The organism is Pseudomonas sp. BCRC 81390, from assembly GCF_030341915.1.
Taxonomy (GTDB): Bacteria; Pseudomonadota; Gammaproteobacteria; order Pseudomonadales; family Pseudomonadaceae; genus Aquipseudomonas.
In genome coordinates, this window is record NZ_JATAAG010000091.1 from 55792 (window position 1) to 71971 (window position 16180).

General features: G+C 64.6%; 15 protein-coding genes and 1 other RNA gene. 7 read left to right on the top strand and 9 right to left on the bottom strand.

Translation table 11 applies throughout. The features are described from left to right. The first annotated feature begins 60 nt into the window (after positions 1-60). From zipA to ffs, 3 genes are all read left to right on the top strand, one after another. Positions 61-951 carry a cell division protein ZipA gene (zipA, locus tag QSV36_RS25345; protein WP_289135838.1) on the top strand — a complete coding sequence of 297 codons (891 nt, stop codon included), beginning with the start codon at positions 61-63 and terminating at the stop codon, positions 949-951. A 175-nt stretch (positions 952-1126) separates the two neighbouring features. Beyond that, positions 1127-3457, top strand: a complete 2331-nt coding sequence (gene ligA, locus QSV36_RS25350) for an NAD-dependent DNA ligase LigA (RefSeq protein WP_289135839.1) — start codon at positions 1127-1129, stop codon at positions 3455-3457. 176 nt (positions 3458-3633) lie between these two features. Continuing rightward, an RNA gene (gene ffs, locus QSV36_RS25355) (signal recognition particle sRNA small type) lies at positions 3634-3730 on the top strand. A gap of 252 nt (positions 3731-3982) precedes the next feature. Here ffs and QSV36_RS25360 read toward each other — a convergent pair. Together QSV36_RS25360 and QSV36_RS25365 are read right to left on the bottom strand one after the other, a co-directional pair. Next, positions 3983-4408: a hypothetical protein gene (locus tag QSV36_RS25360; RefSeq protein WP_289135840.1), complete on the bottom strand. Its 426-nt coding sequence runs from the start codon at positions 4406-4408 to the stop codon at positions 3983-3985. A 126-nt stretch (positions 4409-4534) separates the two neighbouring features. Next, positions 4535-4957, bottom strand: a complete 423-nt coding sequence (locus QSV36_RS25365; protein WP_289135841.1) for a helix-turn-helix domain-containing protein — start codon at positions 4955-4957, stop codon at positions 4535-4537. Positions 4958-5039: 82 nt separating this feature from the next. Here QSV36_RS25365 and QSV36_RS25370 point away from each other — a divergent pair, with 82 nt between their 5' ends. After that, entirely contained in the window at positions 5040-5528 is a 489-nt protein-coding gene (locus tag QSV36_RS25370; protein ID WP_289135842.1) for a DUF2938 domain-containing protein, read from the top strand. A 22-nt stretch (positions 5529-5550) separates the two neighbouring features. Here the strand turns inward: QSV36_RS25370 and QSV36_RS25375 are convergent, their stop codons facing one another. Next, the gene (locus QSV36_RS25375) at positions 5551-6318 is read right to left on the bottom strand and encodes a substrate-binding periplasmic protein (protein ID WP_289135843.1); all 768 of its coding nucleotides are present in this window, start codon (positions 6316-6318) and stop codon (positions 5551-5553) included. A gap of 124 nt (positions 6319-6442) precedes the next feature. On the opposite strand from QSV36_RS25375, the gene dnaX reads away from it, so the two are divergent. From dnaX to recR, 3 genes are all read left to right on the top strand, one after another. Further along, on the top strand, positions 6443-8506 hold the full coding sequence (dnaX, locus tag QSV36_RS25380; protein WP_289135844.1) for a DNA polymerase III subunit gamma/tau: 2064 nt from the start codon (positions 6443-6445) through the stop codon (positions 8504-8506). Between the two features lie 63 nt (positions 8507-8569). Next, complete coding sequence (locus QSV36_RS25385) at positions 8570-8905, top strand: YbaB/EbfC family nucleoid-associated protein (RefSeq protein WP_289135845.1); 336 nt, start codon at positions 8570-8572, stop codon at positions 8903-8905. Between the two features lie 144 nt (positions 8906-9049). After that, positions 9050-9652 carry a recombination mediator RecR gene (gene recR, locus QSV36_RS25390; RefSeq protein WP_289135846.1) on the top strand — a complete coding sequence of 201 codons (603 nt, stop codon included), beginning with the start codon at positions 9050-9052 and terminating at the stop codon, positions 9650-9652. 39 nt (positions 9653-9691) lie between these two features. Here recR and QSV36_RS25395 read toward each other — a convergent pair whose 3' ends face one another. The 6 genes from QSV36_RS25395 to QSV36_RS25420 all read right to left on the bottom strand — a co-directional run bounded on the left by QSV36_RS25395 (position 9692) and on the right by QSV36_RS25420 (position 16056). After that, positions 9692-10240, bottom strand: a complete 549-nt coding sequence (locus QSV36_RS25395; protein ID WP_027921268.1) for an adenine phosphoribosyltransferase — start codon at positions 10238-10240, stop codon at positions 9692-9694. A 53-nt stretch (positions 10241-10293) separates the two neighbouring features. Continuing rightward, entirely contained in the window at positions 10294-11028 is a 735-nt protein-coding gene (gene fnrA / locus QSV36_RS25400; RefSeq protein WP_015271145.1) for a Crp/Fnr family transcriptional regulator FnrA, read from the bottom strand. A gap of 181 nt (positions 11029-11209) precedes the next feature. Then, the gene (gene hemN / locus QSV36_RS25405; protein ID WP_289135847.1) at positions 11210-12592 is read right to left on the bottom strand and encodes an oxygen-independent coproporphyrinogen III oxidase; all 1383 of its coding nucleotides are present in this window, start codon (positions 12590-12592) and stop codon (positions 11210-11212) included. A 119-nt stretch (positions 12593-12711) separates the two neighbouring features. Beyond that, positions 12712-13395 carry a sulfite exporter TauE/SafE family protein gene (locus QSV36_RS25410; protein ID WP_289135848.1) on the bottom strand — a complete coding sequence of 228 codons (684 nt, stop codon included), beginning with the start codon at positions 13393-13395 and terminating at the stop codon, positions 12712-12714. Next, positions 13388-13603, bottom strand: a complete 216-nt coding sequence (gene ccoS, locus QSV36_RS25415; RefSeq protein ID WP_289135849.1) for a cbb3-type cytochrome oxidase assembly protein CcoS — start codon at positions 13601-13603, stop codon at positions 13388-13390. The genes QSV36_RS25410 and ccoS overlap by 8 nt, the downstream gene beginning before the upstream one ends. Beyond that, entirely contained in the window at positions 13582-16056 is a 2475-nt protein-coding gene (locus QSV36_RS25420; RefSeq protein ID WP_289135850.1) for a heavy metal translocating P-type ATPase, read from the bottom strand. The genes ccoS and QSV36_RS25420 overlap by 22 nt, the downstream gene beginning before the upstream one ends. Positions 16057-16180: the final 124 nt, after the last annotated feature.

Sequence of the window (16180 nt, forward strand, 5' to 3'; positions counted from 1 at the left end):
GTGTTAAAGGGCTTTGAACCCTTTGTTTTCAAGCATATTTTTATAGAGGCACGGGATTACATGGAAATCGGTCTGCGCGAGTGGCTGATCGTCATCGGCATCATTGTCATTGCCGGGATTCTTTTCGACGGCTGGCGCCGCATGCGCGGCGGCAAAGGCAAGTTGAAATTCCGTCTGGATCGCAGCTATGCCAACCTGCCGGACGAAGAGGGCAATGCCGAAGTGCTTGGCCCGTCGCGGGTGCTGGAAACCCACAAGGAGCCTGAGCTGGACGAAAGCGACCTGCCGTCGCTCAGCGCTTCCGCACGTGACCGCGAACGCGAACCCAAGCCGGCCAAGGCCAGCAAGCGCAACAAGCGTGCCACCGCGGCTGCCGAGGCGCAGCAGGGCGACCTGAATTTGAGTGCCGAGCCGCGTGAGGCCGACCTGTTTGCCGACAGCGATGACGATTTTGCTGCGGAAACCACCCGCAGCAGCAATCCGGCACCTGCCAGCAGCAGCGTCAAGGAGCTGCCACCGGCCGAGGAAGTGCTGGTGATCAGCGTGATTTCCCGCGACGAGGGTGGCTTCAAGGGCCCGGCGCTGCTGCAGAACATTCTGGAAAGTGGCCTGCGCTTCGGCGAAATGGACATCTTCCACCGTCACGAGAGCATGGCCGGCCACGGTGAAGTGCTGTTCTCCATGGCCAACGCGGTCAAGCCTGGCGTATTCGACCTGGACGATATCGACCACTTCAGCACCCGTGCGGTGAGCTTCTTCCTCGGCCTGCCCGGCCCGCGTCACCCGAAGCAGGCTTTCGACGTGATGGTGGCTGCGGCGCGCAAGCTGGCCCACGAACTGAACGGCGAGCTCAAGGACGACCAGCGCAGCGTGCTGACCGCCCAGACCATCGAGCACTATCGCCAGCGTATCGTCGAATTCGAGCGCCGTGCGCTGACGCAGAAGCGCTGACAGATCCAGACGAAAGAGCAGCCTGAGGGCGTGCTGGGCGGTGCAGGTGTTGTTTTCCCCTGTTCCGGCCTCTTCGCGGGTTTACCCGCGAAGAGGCCGGAACAGGCGACAAAGACCTTGAACGCCAGGCACCTCCCCCAGGCTGCTCTTTTGCTTTGCAAGAGAAGACAACCCCATGACCGTCGAATCCCGTATCCACGAACTCCGTCACCAGCTCGACCAGCACAACTACCGCTACTATGTGCTCGACGAGCCCAGCGTGCCCGATGCCGAATACGACCGCCTGTTCAACGAGCTCAAGGCGCTTGAAGCCGAACACCCGCACCTGGTGACCCCTGACTCGCCAACCCAGCGGGTTGGCGGCGCGGCCTTGGCCGCGTTCAGCCAGGTGCGCCACGAAGTGCCGATGCTGAGCCTGGGCAACGCCTTCGAAGAAGCCGACCTGCGTGAGTTCGGCCGCCGTGTGGTCGATGGCCTCGACCAGCCCGGTGCAGTGGACTACAGCTGCGAGCCCAAGCTCGACGGCCTGGCGGTGAGCCTGCTGTACCGTGACGGCCTGTTGGTGCAGGGCGCTACCCGTGGCGACGGCACTACCGGCGAAGACATCAGCGCCAATGTGCGCACCGTGCGCAACATCCCGCTCAAGCTGCAGGGCGAAGGCTGGCCGGCGGTGCTCGAGGTGCGCGGCGAGGTGTACATGAGCAAGGCCGGTTTCGAGCGGCTCAACGCCGCCCAGGCCGAGGCCGGTGGCAAGACTTTCGCCAACCCGCGCAACGCCGCTGCCGGCAGCCTGCGCCAGCTGGATTCGAAGATCACTGCCAGCCGCCCGCTGGAGTTCTGCTGCTATGGCGTCGGCCAGGTGTCGCAGAGCATCGGCGACAGCCACATCGGCATCCTCGAGCAGCTCAAGGCCTGGGGACTGCCGATCAGTCGCGAGCTCAGGCACGCTGCCGGCATCGAAGAATGCCTGGCCTACTACCGCGACATCGGCGAGCGGCGCAACAGCCTGCCCTACGAAATCGATGGTGTCGTGTTCAAGGTCAACAGCCTGGCTGCGCAGCGCGAACTGGGCTTCCGTGCCCGTGAGCCGCGCTGGGCGATCGCCCACAAGTTCCCCGCCATGGAAGAGCTGACCGAGGTGCTGGACGTCGAGTTCCAGGTCGGCCGCACCGGTGCGGTAACCCCGGTGGCCCGCCTGAAGCCGGTCAAGGTGGCTGGGGTGACCGTGTCCAATGCCACCCTGCACAACATGGACGAAATTGCGCGTCTGGGCCTGCGCATTGGCGATACGGTGATCATCCGTCGCGCCGGGGACGTGATCCCGCAAGTGATGCAGGTGGTGCTGGAGCGTCGCCCGGAAGATGCCCGCCCGGTGCCAGTGCCAAGTCAATGTCCTGTATGCGGCTCGCAGGTCGAGCGTACCCAGCTGGTCAAGCGCAGCAAAGGCAAGGAAACCACCAGCGAAGGCGCGGTGTACCGCTGCGTCGGCCGCCTGGCCTGTGCTGCCCAGCTCAAGCAGGCGATCATCCACTACGTATCGCGCCGGGCCATGGACATCGAAGGCCTGGGCGAGAAGAGCGTCGAGCAACTGGTGGACGAAGGCCTGATCGGCTCGCCGGCAGACCTGTACAAGCTGGAGTTCGAACAGATCGTCGGCCTGGAAGGCTTCGCCGAGGTCTCCAGCCGCAAGCTGCTGGATGCCATCGAAGCCAGCAAGCGCCCGAGCCTGGCGCGCTTTATCTATGCCCTGGGCATTCCCGACGTTGGCGAGGAGACCGCGAAGGTGCTGGCTCGCTCGCTGGGCAGCCTGGCGCGCGTGCAGCAGGCGCTGCCGCAAGTGCTCACCTACCTGCCGGATATCGGCCTGGAGGTGGCCTACGAAATTCACAACTTCTTCGAAGACGAGCACAACCAGAAGGTTATCAAACAGTTGCTCGATAGCGGCATGCAATTGCAGGGCGAAGGCGACCTGGCTGCGGAATTCGCGGCCAGCACCACCCTGGCCGGGATGATCGCCAAGCTCGACATTGCCTCGGTTGGCCCGACCGGTGCCGAAAAGCTGGTAGCCAGGCTCGACAGCCTGGACAAGATCATCGCCGCTGACGGCATCGACCTGCGCCAGGCCCTGGCGGCCAAGCAGGCCGAGGCCGTGCGTGAATTCTTCAAGGTCGAAGCCAACCAGCAACTGGCTCGCGCCATCGAAGCGCAGTTGTTGGCGTTCGGCATGCACTGGAGCAGTGAGAAGAAAGTCGCTGAAGGCTTGCCGCTGGCTGGCCAGACCTGGGTGCTGACCGGCACCCTGGAGCGCATGAGCCGCGACATTGCCAAGGACAAGCTGGAAAGCCTGGGGGCGAAGGTGGCCGGTTCGGTGTCTGGCAAGACCCACTGCGTGGTGGCGGGGCCAGGGGCGGGCTCCAAGCTGGCCAAGGCCAGCGAACTGGGGGTAAAGGTGCTGGACGAAGACGCCTTCGTTGCCTTCCTGGCCGAGCAGGGCATAGCGGTCTGAAGTCCTGCTCGCCCGTTAGGGGAGCGGGCGTTGTCGCGAAGAGGCCCGCCAGGCCGCAGCAACCCGGACAAGTCATTGAGAAATGATGACTTTTTCTCGCCCCAGAGGTTGTATCTGCTTTCAAGACCGGTACAATGGCGCCACTCGCTGCTCAGCGAGCTCTGCAGTGGTGGCCCCATCGGTCCCCCCGCATTGATTACCCGTTAACCTGGTCAGGCCCGGAAGGGAGCAGCCATAGCGGGAACATCGAGTGCCGGGGTGTGGCTGGTGGGGCTGCCTCCATTTCAGGCTCTTGAATCCTCAAGACGCCTCGCTAGAAACATTTCCGGTTACGACCGTATTCGGGATCTCCCGGATGAAGCGGCATCTTGCAAGCTGACACCCCAACACTCCCAGCATCCGTACAATGATTGGCAGCGGACAGGTCTTCATCCCATCCGCGCCACAAGCCAGGCAGGCCGACCCAGGCCGTATCCTCGGATACGCCAGCCTCAGGCCAGACGTTGCGCTGTTCGGCCGAAGCCCTCAGAGGTTGTACTTTTCATCGATTCTGCGTTTGTCGAGCGTGTAGCGCTTGACGTCGATCGCATCGGACTCAAGCTGGGCGTCAAGCGCGTCCATATCGTGTTTTTTCAAGCTCGCAACATGAGCCTTGGTAGCCTGATAGTTGATGAGTTCTGCGGCGTCATGCCCGCTTACTGGGTCCCAAAATATGGAAAGCGGCCAGAACAGCAGGTTGACCACGCCAAAGCCGTATGCGCGACCGTAGAAGGAGCCGCCACCCGGAAGCAGGCCAAGGCCGGCAGCAAGCCCAGGGTTCTTTTCTTCAACCGCGAGGTTTCTGGCGCGATAGCCGGCAAGTTCCGACTCCTGAACCGAATTGGGGCCTGTAGCACAACCAGGGGTCAGCGCTATGAGTGCGGCAGCGGTGAGGTTTCTTACTGTGGGCATGCAACGTTTCCTGAGTGTGAGTACGGTTCTCGCGCACAGCTGGGTGCGGAGGCGCGTCACTCTACACTGAGTGATGGCTTATTGATATTAATGGGCCATCATTCAGTTCGGGTTTGCACAGTAGCTCTAACCTGAGTGTTTCATGACAGGCGTTGACCCGTTCTGCCTTTTTCCAAGCCCCGCCGCCGACAACTTCATCAGCCGCTGGAATGTCGGGCAGGCCAGGTGATCCGCTTCAGGGCACTGCGCCGCATGCCGCAGGCCCTTGCTCATTGCCTGCAAGCGCCTGATCCGTGCATCCAGTTCGTCGGCCTTGGCGATCAGCAGCTGCCGGTCGACCTGCAGGTCCACCAGCATCGCTCCCACTTCATCCAGGGAAAACCCCGCCGCTTGCCCAAGGGCTATCAGTGCCAAGCGGTCTGCCACATCCGCGGCAAACTGCCGTCGTTGACCGCGCCCGGCAAGTGACTTGAGCAAGCCTTTCTTTTCGTAGTAACGCAGCGTCGAGGCGGGTACGCCTGTACGTCTGGCGACATCGGCAATGTCCATTCCGGGCCCTTGACTTGAAGTTGACTTCAACTTCTATGCTGCGTGGCGTAGTGATGACCGTCAACCTTCGAGGGCTTTTTCAATGACCTTTACTGCGATGCTTTCTGCTGCCTTGCCGATCGGCGTGGGTGCCACGCTGGTCATGGATGGGTGGGGCTTGTTGTTGCGGCGCCTGGGGGGCGCCACGCCGAACTTCGCCATGGTCGGGCGCTGGGTGGGGCATTTGTTGCAGGGACGGGTGCGGCATCAGGCAATTGCCCGTGCGGAGCCGGTGCGCCACGAACGGGTGTGGGGGTGGCTGATCCATTACGTCATCGGCGTGCTGTTCGCCCTGCTGCTGGTGCTGATCGTCGGCGAAGGCTGGTTGTTGGCGCCGACCCTGTGGCCGGCGCTGATGGTGGGTGTGGGGACTGTGGTGGCGCCGCTGTGTCTCATGCAGCCGGCGATGGGGGCGGGGTTCTTCGCTTCGAAGACACCGGCACCGGCGCGCAACTGCCTGAGGAGCCTGGTGACGCACGCAGTGTTCGGGGTAGGGCTGTTCCTCAGTGCAGCCCTGGTGGCGCTGGTGTGAGGGGCTTTTGCGGCGGGCCTGCTCATGGTTGGGCTACCGGCATGGCGTGCTGATGACCCAGCCCTTCATAGCGCTGCACAATCCGCTCGATTTCCCCTGACTGCTTCATCCGCGCCAGCGCCCGCAGCAGCCCCTGGGTCGGTATCGCCGGATCATTGCGTACCATGCAGCCCAGCTCCTGCTCGTCCAGCACCGTCAGTGCCTGCAGGCGTTGCCCGTTTGGTTGGCTCCGGTTGTACCACTGCAAGGACAGCTGGTTGCTGACCGCGTAGCGATAGCGGCCGGCCTGCAACTTCTGCAGTACCAGCAACTGGTTGCGGCTGTCTTCACGCTGCAATCGGCCCTGCTCAAGCAGAGGCTGCAGGCTTGGGTAGGTGTAGCCCAGCACCGTGCCGATCGTCTGGGACGGCAGTTGCCCGAGGGATGTTGGCGGGCTGACGCCCGGGCGGCCCACCAGCAGGTCGCGCTGGTGCATCAACGGGATGCTCCAGACAAAATTCTTCGGCGGGTTAGCGAACCAGCGGGTGCTGACATAGCAACGCACATCGATATCACCCTGCTCCATTGCCTCCTGCAGGCGCAGGCGGGCCATGACGTGGTACACCGGGTTCGCGCCAACTTCTCTGGCCAGCGCCTGGGTGAGGTCGTACAGCAGGCCTTCGACTGGCTGCTCGGCTTCGATGCGCGCCAGCGGCATGCTCCAGCTTTCCGCCACGGAAAAGCGCAGCACCGCCTGTTCGGCGAGACTCTGCGAGCTCCAGATCAACAACAAGGTCAGCAGTCTGCGCAAAGGCGTATCCTCCCTGGACAGCACACTCAGTTTCTAGCTTAGACGAGCTGCGCGGGGTGCATTTTTGCCCCCGCTCCGCTAGCATTAGCGATCTTCCGCTCGATCAGGCTACGATGGTTTTTCGATGAGTTATCAGGTCCTTGCACGTAAATGGCGTCCGCGCTCGTTCCGCGAAATGGTCGGCCAGGCCCATGTGCTCAAGGCTTTGATCAACGCCCTGGACAACCAGCGCCTGCACCATGCCTACCTGTTCACCGGTACCCGGGGCGTGGGCAAGACGACCATCGCCCGGATCATAGCCAAGTGCCTGAACTGTGAAACCGGCATCACCTCGACGCCCTGTGGCACCTGTTCGGTGTGCCGGGAGATCGACGAAGGCCGTTTCGTCGACCTGATCGAGATCGATGCCGCCAGCCGCACCAAGGTCGAGGACACCCGCGAACTGCTCGATAACGTGCAGTACGCCCCGAGCCGTGGGCGCTTCAAGGTCTACCTGATCGACGAAGTGCACATGCTGTCGACGCACTCGTTCAACGCCTTGCTCAAGACGCTCGAAGAGCCGCCGCCCTACGTCAAGTTCATCCTCGCCACCACCGACCCGCAGAAGCTGCCGGCCACCATCCTGTCGCGCTGCCTGCAGTTCTCGCTAAAGAACATGAGCCCGGAGCGGGTGGTCGAACATCTCAGTCATGTACTGACTGCGGAAAACGTGCCGTTCGAGACGGATGCCCTGTGGTTGCTGGGCCGCGCTGCCGATGGCTCGATGCGCGATGCGATGAGCCTGACCGACCAGGCCATCGCCTTTGGCGAAGGCAAGGTGCTGGCCGCCGATGTGCGGGCCATGCTCGGCAGCCTTGACCATGGCCAGGTCTATGGTGTGCTGCAAGCGCTGCTCGAGGGCGATGCACGGGCCTTGCTCGAGGCCGTGCGCAACCTGGCCGAGCAGGGCCCGGACTGGGCTGGCGTGCTGGCCGAGATGCTCAATGTGCTGCATCGCGTGGCCATTGCCCAGGCATTGCCGGAGGCCGTGGACAACGGCCAGGGCGATCGCGAGCGGGTACTCGCGCTGGCCGCGGCATTGCCGGCCGAGGACGTGCAGTTCTATTACCAGATGGGCCTGATCGGTCGCCGTGACCTGCCCCTGGCGCCGGACCCGCGCGGTGGTTTTGAAATGGTCCTGCTGCGCATGCTGGCCTTCCGCCCGGCCGACACCGACGACGCGCCGAAGCCGCTGCTAAAGCCAGTGGGGATCAGCCAGGCCACAGCTGATCCAGCAACCCCGGTGGCAGCGCCGGCGGTTGCCGCGCTAGCGCCAGCCGCTGCCGTGCAACCTGCCGCTGCGGCTGCAGCGCCGCAGGCACCCGCGCCGGTGGCGCCAGTACCACCGCTGGTTGATGCGCCTGTGCCGCCGGCTGAGCCAGCCCTCGTTATCGAACCCGAGCCGCAAGCCGAGCCCGAGCCGGAGCCAGTTGCCGTCGCAGAAGAGGTTGACCTGCCATGGGAAGAGTCGGAACCGGCAGCGCCTGAGCCCGCGCCTGCACCGCCGCCTGCGCCCGCGCCGATGCAGGCGGCCCCGGCCCACGACGACGAGCCGCCCTTCGACCCGTCGGCCTACGCTGCCGTGGGCATGGACCGCGACGATGAGCCGCCACTGGACGAAGACTATTATGGCGGCGAAAACGACCCGGTCGGCTTCAGCTACCTGGACGAGCTGGCCGAACACGTTCAGGAAGAGGCGCCCAAACCAGTCGCCGAGCCGCTGCCAGCGGCCAAGCCGGCTACCGGCCTGGCCCTGCAATGGCTGGAAATGTTCCCCCAGTTGCCTGTGTCCGGGATGACAGGCAACATCGCAGCGAACTGTACCTTGATCGCCGTCGAGGGTGACGACTGGCTGCTGCACCTGGACCCTGGCCAAGGGGCGCTGTTCAATGCCACCCAGCAGCGACGCCTGAACGAAGCGCTCAACCAGCACCTGGGACGTACGCTGAACCTGCGTATCGAGCTGATTCAGCCCGAGCAGGAAACCCCGGCCCAGGCGGCAGCGCGCAAGCGCAGGGAGCGTCAGCACGAGGCCGTGGTATCGATCGAGCAGGATCCGTTGATCCAGCAGATGATCAAGCTGTTCGGTGCCAAGGTGCGTCAGGATACTATTGAACCTGTAGAGGCCCTGGCCAGTCAGGGCCAGTAACGGATAACCATGCGGCTGGCCAGGTGCCGGGCCGCATCACATGACCCAATCGAGGTATACCCCATGATGAAAGGTGGCATGGCCGGCCTGATGAAGCAGGCCCAGCAGATGCAGGAAAAGATGCAGAAGATGCAGGAAGAGCTGGCCAACGCCGAAGTTACCGGCCAGTCCGGTGGCGGCCTGGTGAGCGTGGTGATGACCGGTCGTCACGACGTGAAGCGCGTCAGCATCGACCAGAGCCTGATGTCGACTGAGGCAGACGACAAGGAAGTGCTGGAAGACCTGATCGCCGCTGCACTGAACGACGCCGTGCGCAAGGTCGAGCAGAACAGCCAGGAAAAGATGGGTAGCATGACTGCCGGCATGCAATTGCCGCCGGGCTTCAAGATGCCTTTCTGAAGGCATTGCATACCGGGAACCGCCGCTGACAACAGCGGCGGTTTTTTTTTCGGGTGAGATTTCCCCCGGACACGGTCTGCTGATTTGACGGCATTGTCAGCGCTGGGTATAAACCGCCTCTCATTGAATTGTCAGGCCTTTCCCATGAGCTTCAGCCCTCTCATCCGCCAACTGATCGACGCCCTGCGTATTCTCCCGGGTGTCGGCCAGAAAACCGCCCAGCGCATGGCCCTGCAGCTGCTCGAGCGTGACCGCAGCGGCGGCCTGCGCCTGGCTCAGGCCCTGACCCAGGCCATGGAAGGGGTAGGGCATTGCCGCCAGTGCCGTATCCTGACCGAGCAGGAGCTGTGCCCGCAATGCGCCGACACGCGCCGTGACGATACCCAGTTGTGCGTGGTCGAGGGCCCGACCGATGTGTATGCGGTGGAGCAGACGGGCTACCGTGGCCGCTATTTCGTGCTCAAGGGCCACCTGTCGCCGCTGGACGGCCTGGGGCCGGAGGCGATAGGCATTCCGCAACTGATGGCGCGGATCGAGGAGCAGGGCACCTTCACCGAGGTGATCCTGGCAACCAACCCGACGGTGGAAGGGGAGGCGACTGCGCATTACATTGCCCAACTGCTGAGCGAGAAGGGCCTGGTGGCGTCGCGCATTGCCCATGGCGTGCCGCTGGGTGGGGAGCTGGAGCTGGTCGACGGCGGAACCCTGGCCCATGCCTTCGCCGGGCGGCGGCCGATTTCGCTCTGATTCAGAATTGCCGGGGCTGCAAAAAGCAGCCCCGTGGTCTCAATATTCGCTGAGCGAAAACTCGGTCAGGCAGAACGTCGGCACACCCGCCGCCTGCAGCCGGCGCGACCCGTCCAGCTCCGGCAGGTCGATGATTGCGGCCGCCTCGAACACCTGCGCACCGGTCCGACGCACCAGGTTGGCCGCTGCCAGCAGCGTACCGCCAGTCGCGATCAGGTCATCGAAGATCAGCACCGAATCCCCTTCGCACAGGCTGTCGGCGTGCACTTCCAGGAACGCTTCGCCGTACTCGGTCTGGTAGGCCTCGCTCAGCACATCGGCGGGCAGCTTGCCTTGCTTGCGGAACAGGATCAGCGGCTTGTTCAGTTGGTGGGCGATGATCGAGCCGATCAGGAAGCCTCGCGCATCCATGGCACCGATGTGGCTGAACTCGGCCTCGACATAGCGCTCGATGAATTGGTCGGCCACATAGCGCAGCCCGCGCGGCGACTGGAACAGCGGGGTGATGTCGCGGAAGATCACGCCCGGCTTGGGGAAATCCACTACCGGGCGGATCAGGGCTTTGAGGTCAAAGGCGTCGCTGTGCATTGTTGCGGGTATCCTGGGAAAACGATGCCCAAGTATACCTGCTAAACGCCGCCTCAGGCCTCCATCGCACCGCCGGCCAGCGCGCACAGCTGGATCGGGTCGAGGATGTGCACTTCCTTGCCTTCGGCGCGGATCAGGCCGTTCTGCTGGAAGCGGGTGAACACCCGCGACACGGTTTCCACGGCCAGACCAAGGTAATTGCCGATTTCGTTGCGCGACATGCTCAGGCGGAACTGGTTGGCCGAATAACCGCGGGCACGGAAGCGCGCCGACAGGTTGACCAGGAAGGTGGCGATGCGCTCGTCGGCGGTCTTTTTCGACAGCAGCAGCATCATTTGCTGGTCATCGCGGATTTCCCGGCTCATCACCCGCATCAGCTGGCGACGCAGCTGTGGCAGCTGCACCGACAGTTCGTCGAGGCGCTCGAAGGGGATTTCACACACCGAGGTGGTTTCCTGCGCCTGGGCCGACACCGGATAGGCCTCGGTGTCCATGCCCGACAGGCCGACCAGCTCGCTGGGCAGGTGGAAGCCGGTGATCTGCTCTTCGCCGCTGTCGCTGAGGCTGAAGGTTTTCAGGGCGCCGGAGCGTACCGCGTAGACCGAGCCGAAGTTGTCGCCCTGGCGGAACAGGAACTCGCCTTTTTTCAGCGGCCGCCCGCGCTTGACGATTTCGTCAAGTGCATCCATGTCTTCCAGGTTCAGCGACAGGGGCAGGCACAGGGGGGCCAGGCTGCAGTCCTTGCAATGGGCCTGGTTGTGTGGGCGCAGTTTGACTGGCTCGGACATTTTCTTCGATCCTTGTGGGAAAGCACACATAAGACGTAAGGGTAACTCACGGCGTAGGGTGTAGGCCAGCGTACGCTGTCGTACTGCGCGCAGGCCAGGCCCCGGCGGCTATGCCGGGGCCTTCGCTGTGCCCATGGTGTGCCTGGCAAGGAAACTTGTCCATGCGGTTGAACGACTCGGTTCAGATGACCCGGGAAAAGCGCTGGCGGTTGTGCAGGCCCAGGTAGGCGTCGAACACCATGCACACCGAGCGCGCCAGCAGGCGGCCGGCCGGCAGGATGCGTATGCCCTTGTCGTCCAGGCGGATCAGGCCGTCGCGCTGCAAGGTCAGCAGTTCAGGCCAGAGGTCGTTGAAATAGCCGCGAAAATCGAGGGTGAAGGCTTGTTCGATCGGCTCGAAGTCCAGCTCGAAATGGCAGATCAGCTGCTGGATCACTGCGCGGCGCAAGCGGTCGTCGTGGTTGCAGATCAGGCCGCGCTGGGTTGCCAGCTGGGCGTTGGAGAGGCTGTCCTGGTAAGTGTTGAGGTCGCTGCTGTTCTGGCAGTACAGGTCACCGATCTGGCTGATGGCCGACACGCCCAGGCCGATCAGGTCGCAGTGCCCGTGGGTGGTGTAGCCCTGGAAGTTGCGCTGCAGGGTGCCTTCTTCCTGGGCAATGGCCAGTTCGTCATCGGGCAGGGCGAAATGGTCCATGCCGATATAGCGATAGCCGGCTGCGGTCAGCTGGTCGATGGTGCTGTGCAGCATCTCCAGCTTGGCGGCCGCGCTGGGCAGGTCATTGTTGTCGATGCGCCGTTGCGGCATGAAGCGCTCGGGCAGGTGGGCGTAGTTGAATACCGACAGGCGGTCGGGTTGCAGGCGGATCACTTCTTCGACGGTGCGGGCGAAGCCTTCCGGGGTCTGCTTGGGCAGGCCGTAGATCAGGTCGAGGTTGACCGAGCGGAACTGCAGGGTACGTGCAGCCTCGATCAGGGTGCGGGTCTGTTCCAGGCTCTGCAGGCGGTTGACGGCGCGTTGCACGGCCGGGTCGAGGTCCTGCACGCCGAGGCTGACGCGGTTGAAGCCCAGTTCGCGCAGCAGGCCCATGGTCGACCAGTCAGCCTCGCGGGGGTCGATCTCGATGCCGTAGTCGCCGGAGTCGTCGTCCAGCAGGTGGAAATGCTGGCGCAGGGTGGCCATCAGCTGACGCAGTTCCACATGGCTGAGGAACGTCGGGGTGCCACCGCCAAAATGCAGCTGCTCGACCCGTTGCCTGGGGTCGAGGTGGCAGGCGATCAGCTGAATTTCCTGTTCCAGGCGCTGCAGGTACGGCGCGGCACGGGCACGGTCCTTGGTGATGACTTTGTTACAGGCGCAGTAGTAACAAATGTTTGCACAGAACGGCACATGTACGTACAGCGACAGCGGGCGCACGGCCCGACGGCTCTCGCGCAGGGCGTGGAGCAGGTCGAACGAGCCCACTTCGCTGTGCAGTTGCACGGCGGTCGGGTAAGAGGTGTAGCGTGGTCCGGCCAGGTCGTAGCGGCGGATCAGGTCGGTATCCCAACGTAGGTCGTCGAGCATGAGGGCGGTCCCCGGAAAGAGCAGCAATGCACCGGAGTCTAGGGTTGTCTGTAGGAATCTGTGTTGATTTGTATCAAGGGGAATTGGCAGTGGATGCCGAGGCCGCAAAGCGGCCCCCTTCAATGCCCCATCAGCCAATGCTGGTGTGGCCCAGGCAGGGTCCAGATGCCAAACAGCATTACCAGCACCCCGCCAGCCACGCGCACACTGCGCCGTTTCAACAAAGTGTTTACCCGTTCTGCCGCAAACCCGGTCGCCAGCAGCACCGGCCAGGTCCCTACCCCGAAGGCCAGCATCAATGCTGCGCTGTACCCGGCATTGCCCTGGCTGGCCGCCCACAGCAAGGTGCTGTACACCAGCCCGCACGGCAGCCACCCCCATAGTGCCCCGAGCAGCAGCGCGCGCGGCAGGCTGGAGACCGGTAGCAAGCGCGCTGCCACGGGCTGGACATGCCGCCACAACCCACGGCCCAGCGCCTCGATGCGGGTCAGCCCGCTCCACCAGCCAGCCAGGTACAGCCCCATGACGATCAACAGCAGCGCCGCCAGCACCCGCAACGCCAGGGCCGCAGGGCTGCTGGCCACGGCCCAGCCGGCCAGGCCCAGCAGCAGGCCGGCACAGCCATAACTGAGCACCCGGCCAAGGTTGTACGCCAGCAGCAGGCGCAGGCGCCGGCCGCGTTGTTCCGGGGGAATGGCCAGGGTCAGCGCGCCCATCAGGCCGCCACACATGCCCAGGCAGTGACCACCGCCCAGCAGGCCCAGGATCAGTGCCGAGCCCAGCAGGGGTAGCAGTTCAGGCACGGGGTGGCGGTTCCTTGGCGCTGGCGGCTTGGCTGTCGTCAGGCGTCACGGCTGCCTGGTGACGCGGGTCCTGGTCGTCGAACAGGATGCTATGGGCAGGGCTTTCGAGGTCGTCGTACTGGCCGCTGTCCACTGCCCAGAAGAAGATGTACACGGCCACGCCAACCAGCAGCAGTGCCGCGGGGATCATGACATAGAGGGCGGGCATGGTGACTTACTCCCGGGCAAGGACGCTTGATGGGTGGGCACACCCGATGCTGGCGGCAGGCGGGTCAGGCGCAGGGCATTGAGCACCACCACCAGCGAGCTGAGCGACATGCCGATGGCCGCCCACACCGGGGTGATCCAGCCGAGCGCGGCGAACGGCAGCACCAGGCCATTATACAGGGTCGCCCACAACAGATTCTGGAGGATATTACGGCGGGTGCGGCGGGCCAGCTCGAAGGTTTGCACCAGCGCCGACAGGCGGTTGGTCAGCAACACGGCATCGGCGCTGGTCTTGGCCAGGTCGGTGGCACTGCCCATGGCGATGCTGATGTCGGCGGCGGCCAGCACCGGCACATCGTTGACCCCATCGCCCAGCATCAGCACCTTGCGCCCGGCTGCCTGCAGCGCCTTCAGCCGGTCCAGTTTGTCGTCCGGGCGCAGGCCGCCGATGGCCTGGTCGATGCCCAGCTGGGCGGCCACTTCGGCAACCATCGGCGAGCTGTCACCGGACAGCAGCAGCGTGCGCCAGCCGCGGGCCTTGCAAGCGGCCAGCAGGGCAGGGGCGTCGTCGCGCAGGCGATCGTCCAGGCCGAACCAGGCCAGCGGCCCCTGGCGGTCGCCCAGCAGCAGCCACTGGCCGCGCGGTTCCGGCACCGCGGGGGGCGCAGCGCCGCTCAGGGCGCAGACGAAGGTGGCCTGGCCAATGCGCAGCAGCTGGCCTGCCACCTGGCCTTCCAGGCCCAGGCCCGGCACGCTCTGCACGTCATCGGCAGGGCTGGCGCTGCGGCCGAAGGCACGCGCGATGGGGTGTTCGGAGCGGTTTTCCAGGGCCGCGGCCAAGGCCAGGCAGCGGTCGGCCGGCAGGTTGCCGAGCGGGCGGATGCTGCGCAAGGTCAGGCGGCCTTCGGTCAGTGTGCCGGTCTTGTCGAACACCACTGTGTCGACCTGGTTCAGGCCTTCCAGCACATGGCCACGGGTCACCAGCAGGCCAAGCTTGTGCAAGGTGCCGGTGGCGGCGGTCAGGGCCGTCGGCGTGGCCAGGGACAGTGCGCAAGGGCAGGTCGCTACCAGCATGGCCAGCACGATCCAGAACGCCCGCGTCGGGTCCAGGTGCCACCACCACAGGCCGATGGCCAGGGCGGCCAGCAACGAGCACAGCAGGAACCACTGCGAGGCGCGGTCGGCGATTTCGGCCAGGCGCGGTTTCTCGGTCTGGGCACGCTCCAGCAGGCGAACGATGGCGGATAGCCGCGAATCGGCGCCCAGCGCTTCGACTTGCACATTCAAGGTGCTTTCGACATTCAGCGTGCCGCCGGTGACGCGTTCACCGGCCCGGCGGGGTTGCGGCAGGTATTCGCCGGTGAGCAGCGATTCATCGATGCTGGAGCGGCCATCGACAATGCAGCCGTCGGCAGGAATCACCGCGCCTGGCAGCACTTGTACCCGGTCGCCGCGTTGCAGCTCGCTGAGCAGGATGCGCTCGGTGTGGCCGTGGGCATCCAGGCGCAGGCATGAGGCGGGCAGCAGGTTGACCAGCTGCGCAGTGGCCGCGGCCGTGCGTTCGCGGGCACGGCGCTCCAGGTAGCGGCCGGTGAGCAGGAACAGGGCGAACATGCCCACGGTGTCGAAGTACAGCTCGCCGCTGCCGGTGATGGCGGTCCAGATGCCGGCGGCGAAAGCCAGGCCAATGGCCAGCGACACCGAGACGTCCATGGTCAGGTGACGGGTGCGCAAGTCGCGCGCGGCGCCCTTGAACAACGGCGCGCAGCTGTAGAAGACGATGGGGATGGTGAGAAACAGCGCCACCCACCTGAGGATGGTGTGCAGCTCAGGCGACAGGTCGATGTTGAATTCCGGCCAGGTGGCCATGGTTGCCATCATCGCCTGGAACCACAGCAGCCCGGCCACGCCCAGGCGGCGCAGGGCACTGCGGTTTTCGCGCGCCAGCTGCTCGGCGGCCTGGTCGGGTTGGTAAGGGTGAGCGGCGTAGCCGATCTGGCGCAGCTCGGCGAGCAGCCGGGACAGCGGCAGTTGCTGGTCGTCCCAGGTCAGCAGGAGGCGGTGGTTGGACAGGTTCAGGCGGGCTTCGGCGACGCCGGGCAGGTTGCGCAGGTGTTTTTCGATGAGCCAGCCACAGGCGGCGCAGCTGATGCCTTCGACCAGCAAGGTCGTTTCGGCCAGGTTTCCAGCATGGCGGACGAAGCTCTGCTGAACGTCGCTGCGGTCGTACAGGGCCAGTTCGTCCTGGAGTTGTTTGGGCAGTGCCTCGGGGTTGGCACTGCTGTCGCTGCGGTGCTGGTAATAATGCTCCAGGCCGCCGGCGACGATCGACTCGGCCACCGCCTGGCAGCCGGGGCAGCAGAACTGCCTTGGCTCGCCCAGGACCACGGCGGTGAAGCGGCTGCCGGCGGGGACGGGCAGGGCGCAGTGGTAGCAGGGGGTGGGTTGGGTCATAAGGCGAACACAATAATTCTGACGGGAACGTAGGCCCCTGTGGGAGCGGGCTTGCCCCGCAAAAGGGCCAGGCCTGGAAAATGATGTTCACAGGTCAGGCCCTTTCGCGGGGCAAGCCCGCTCC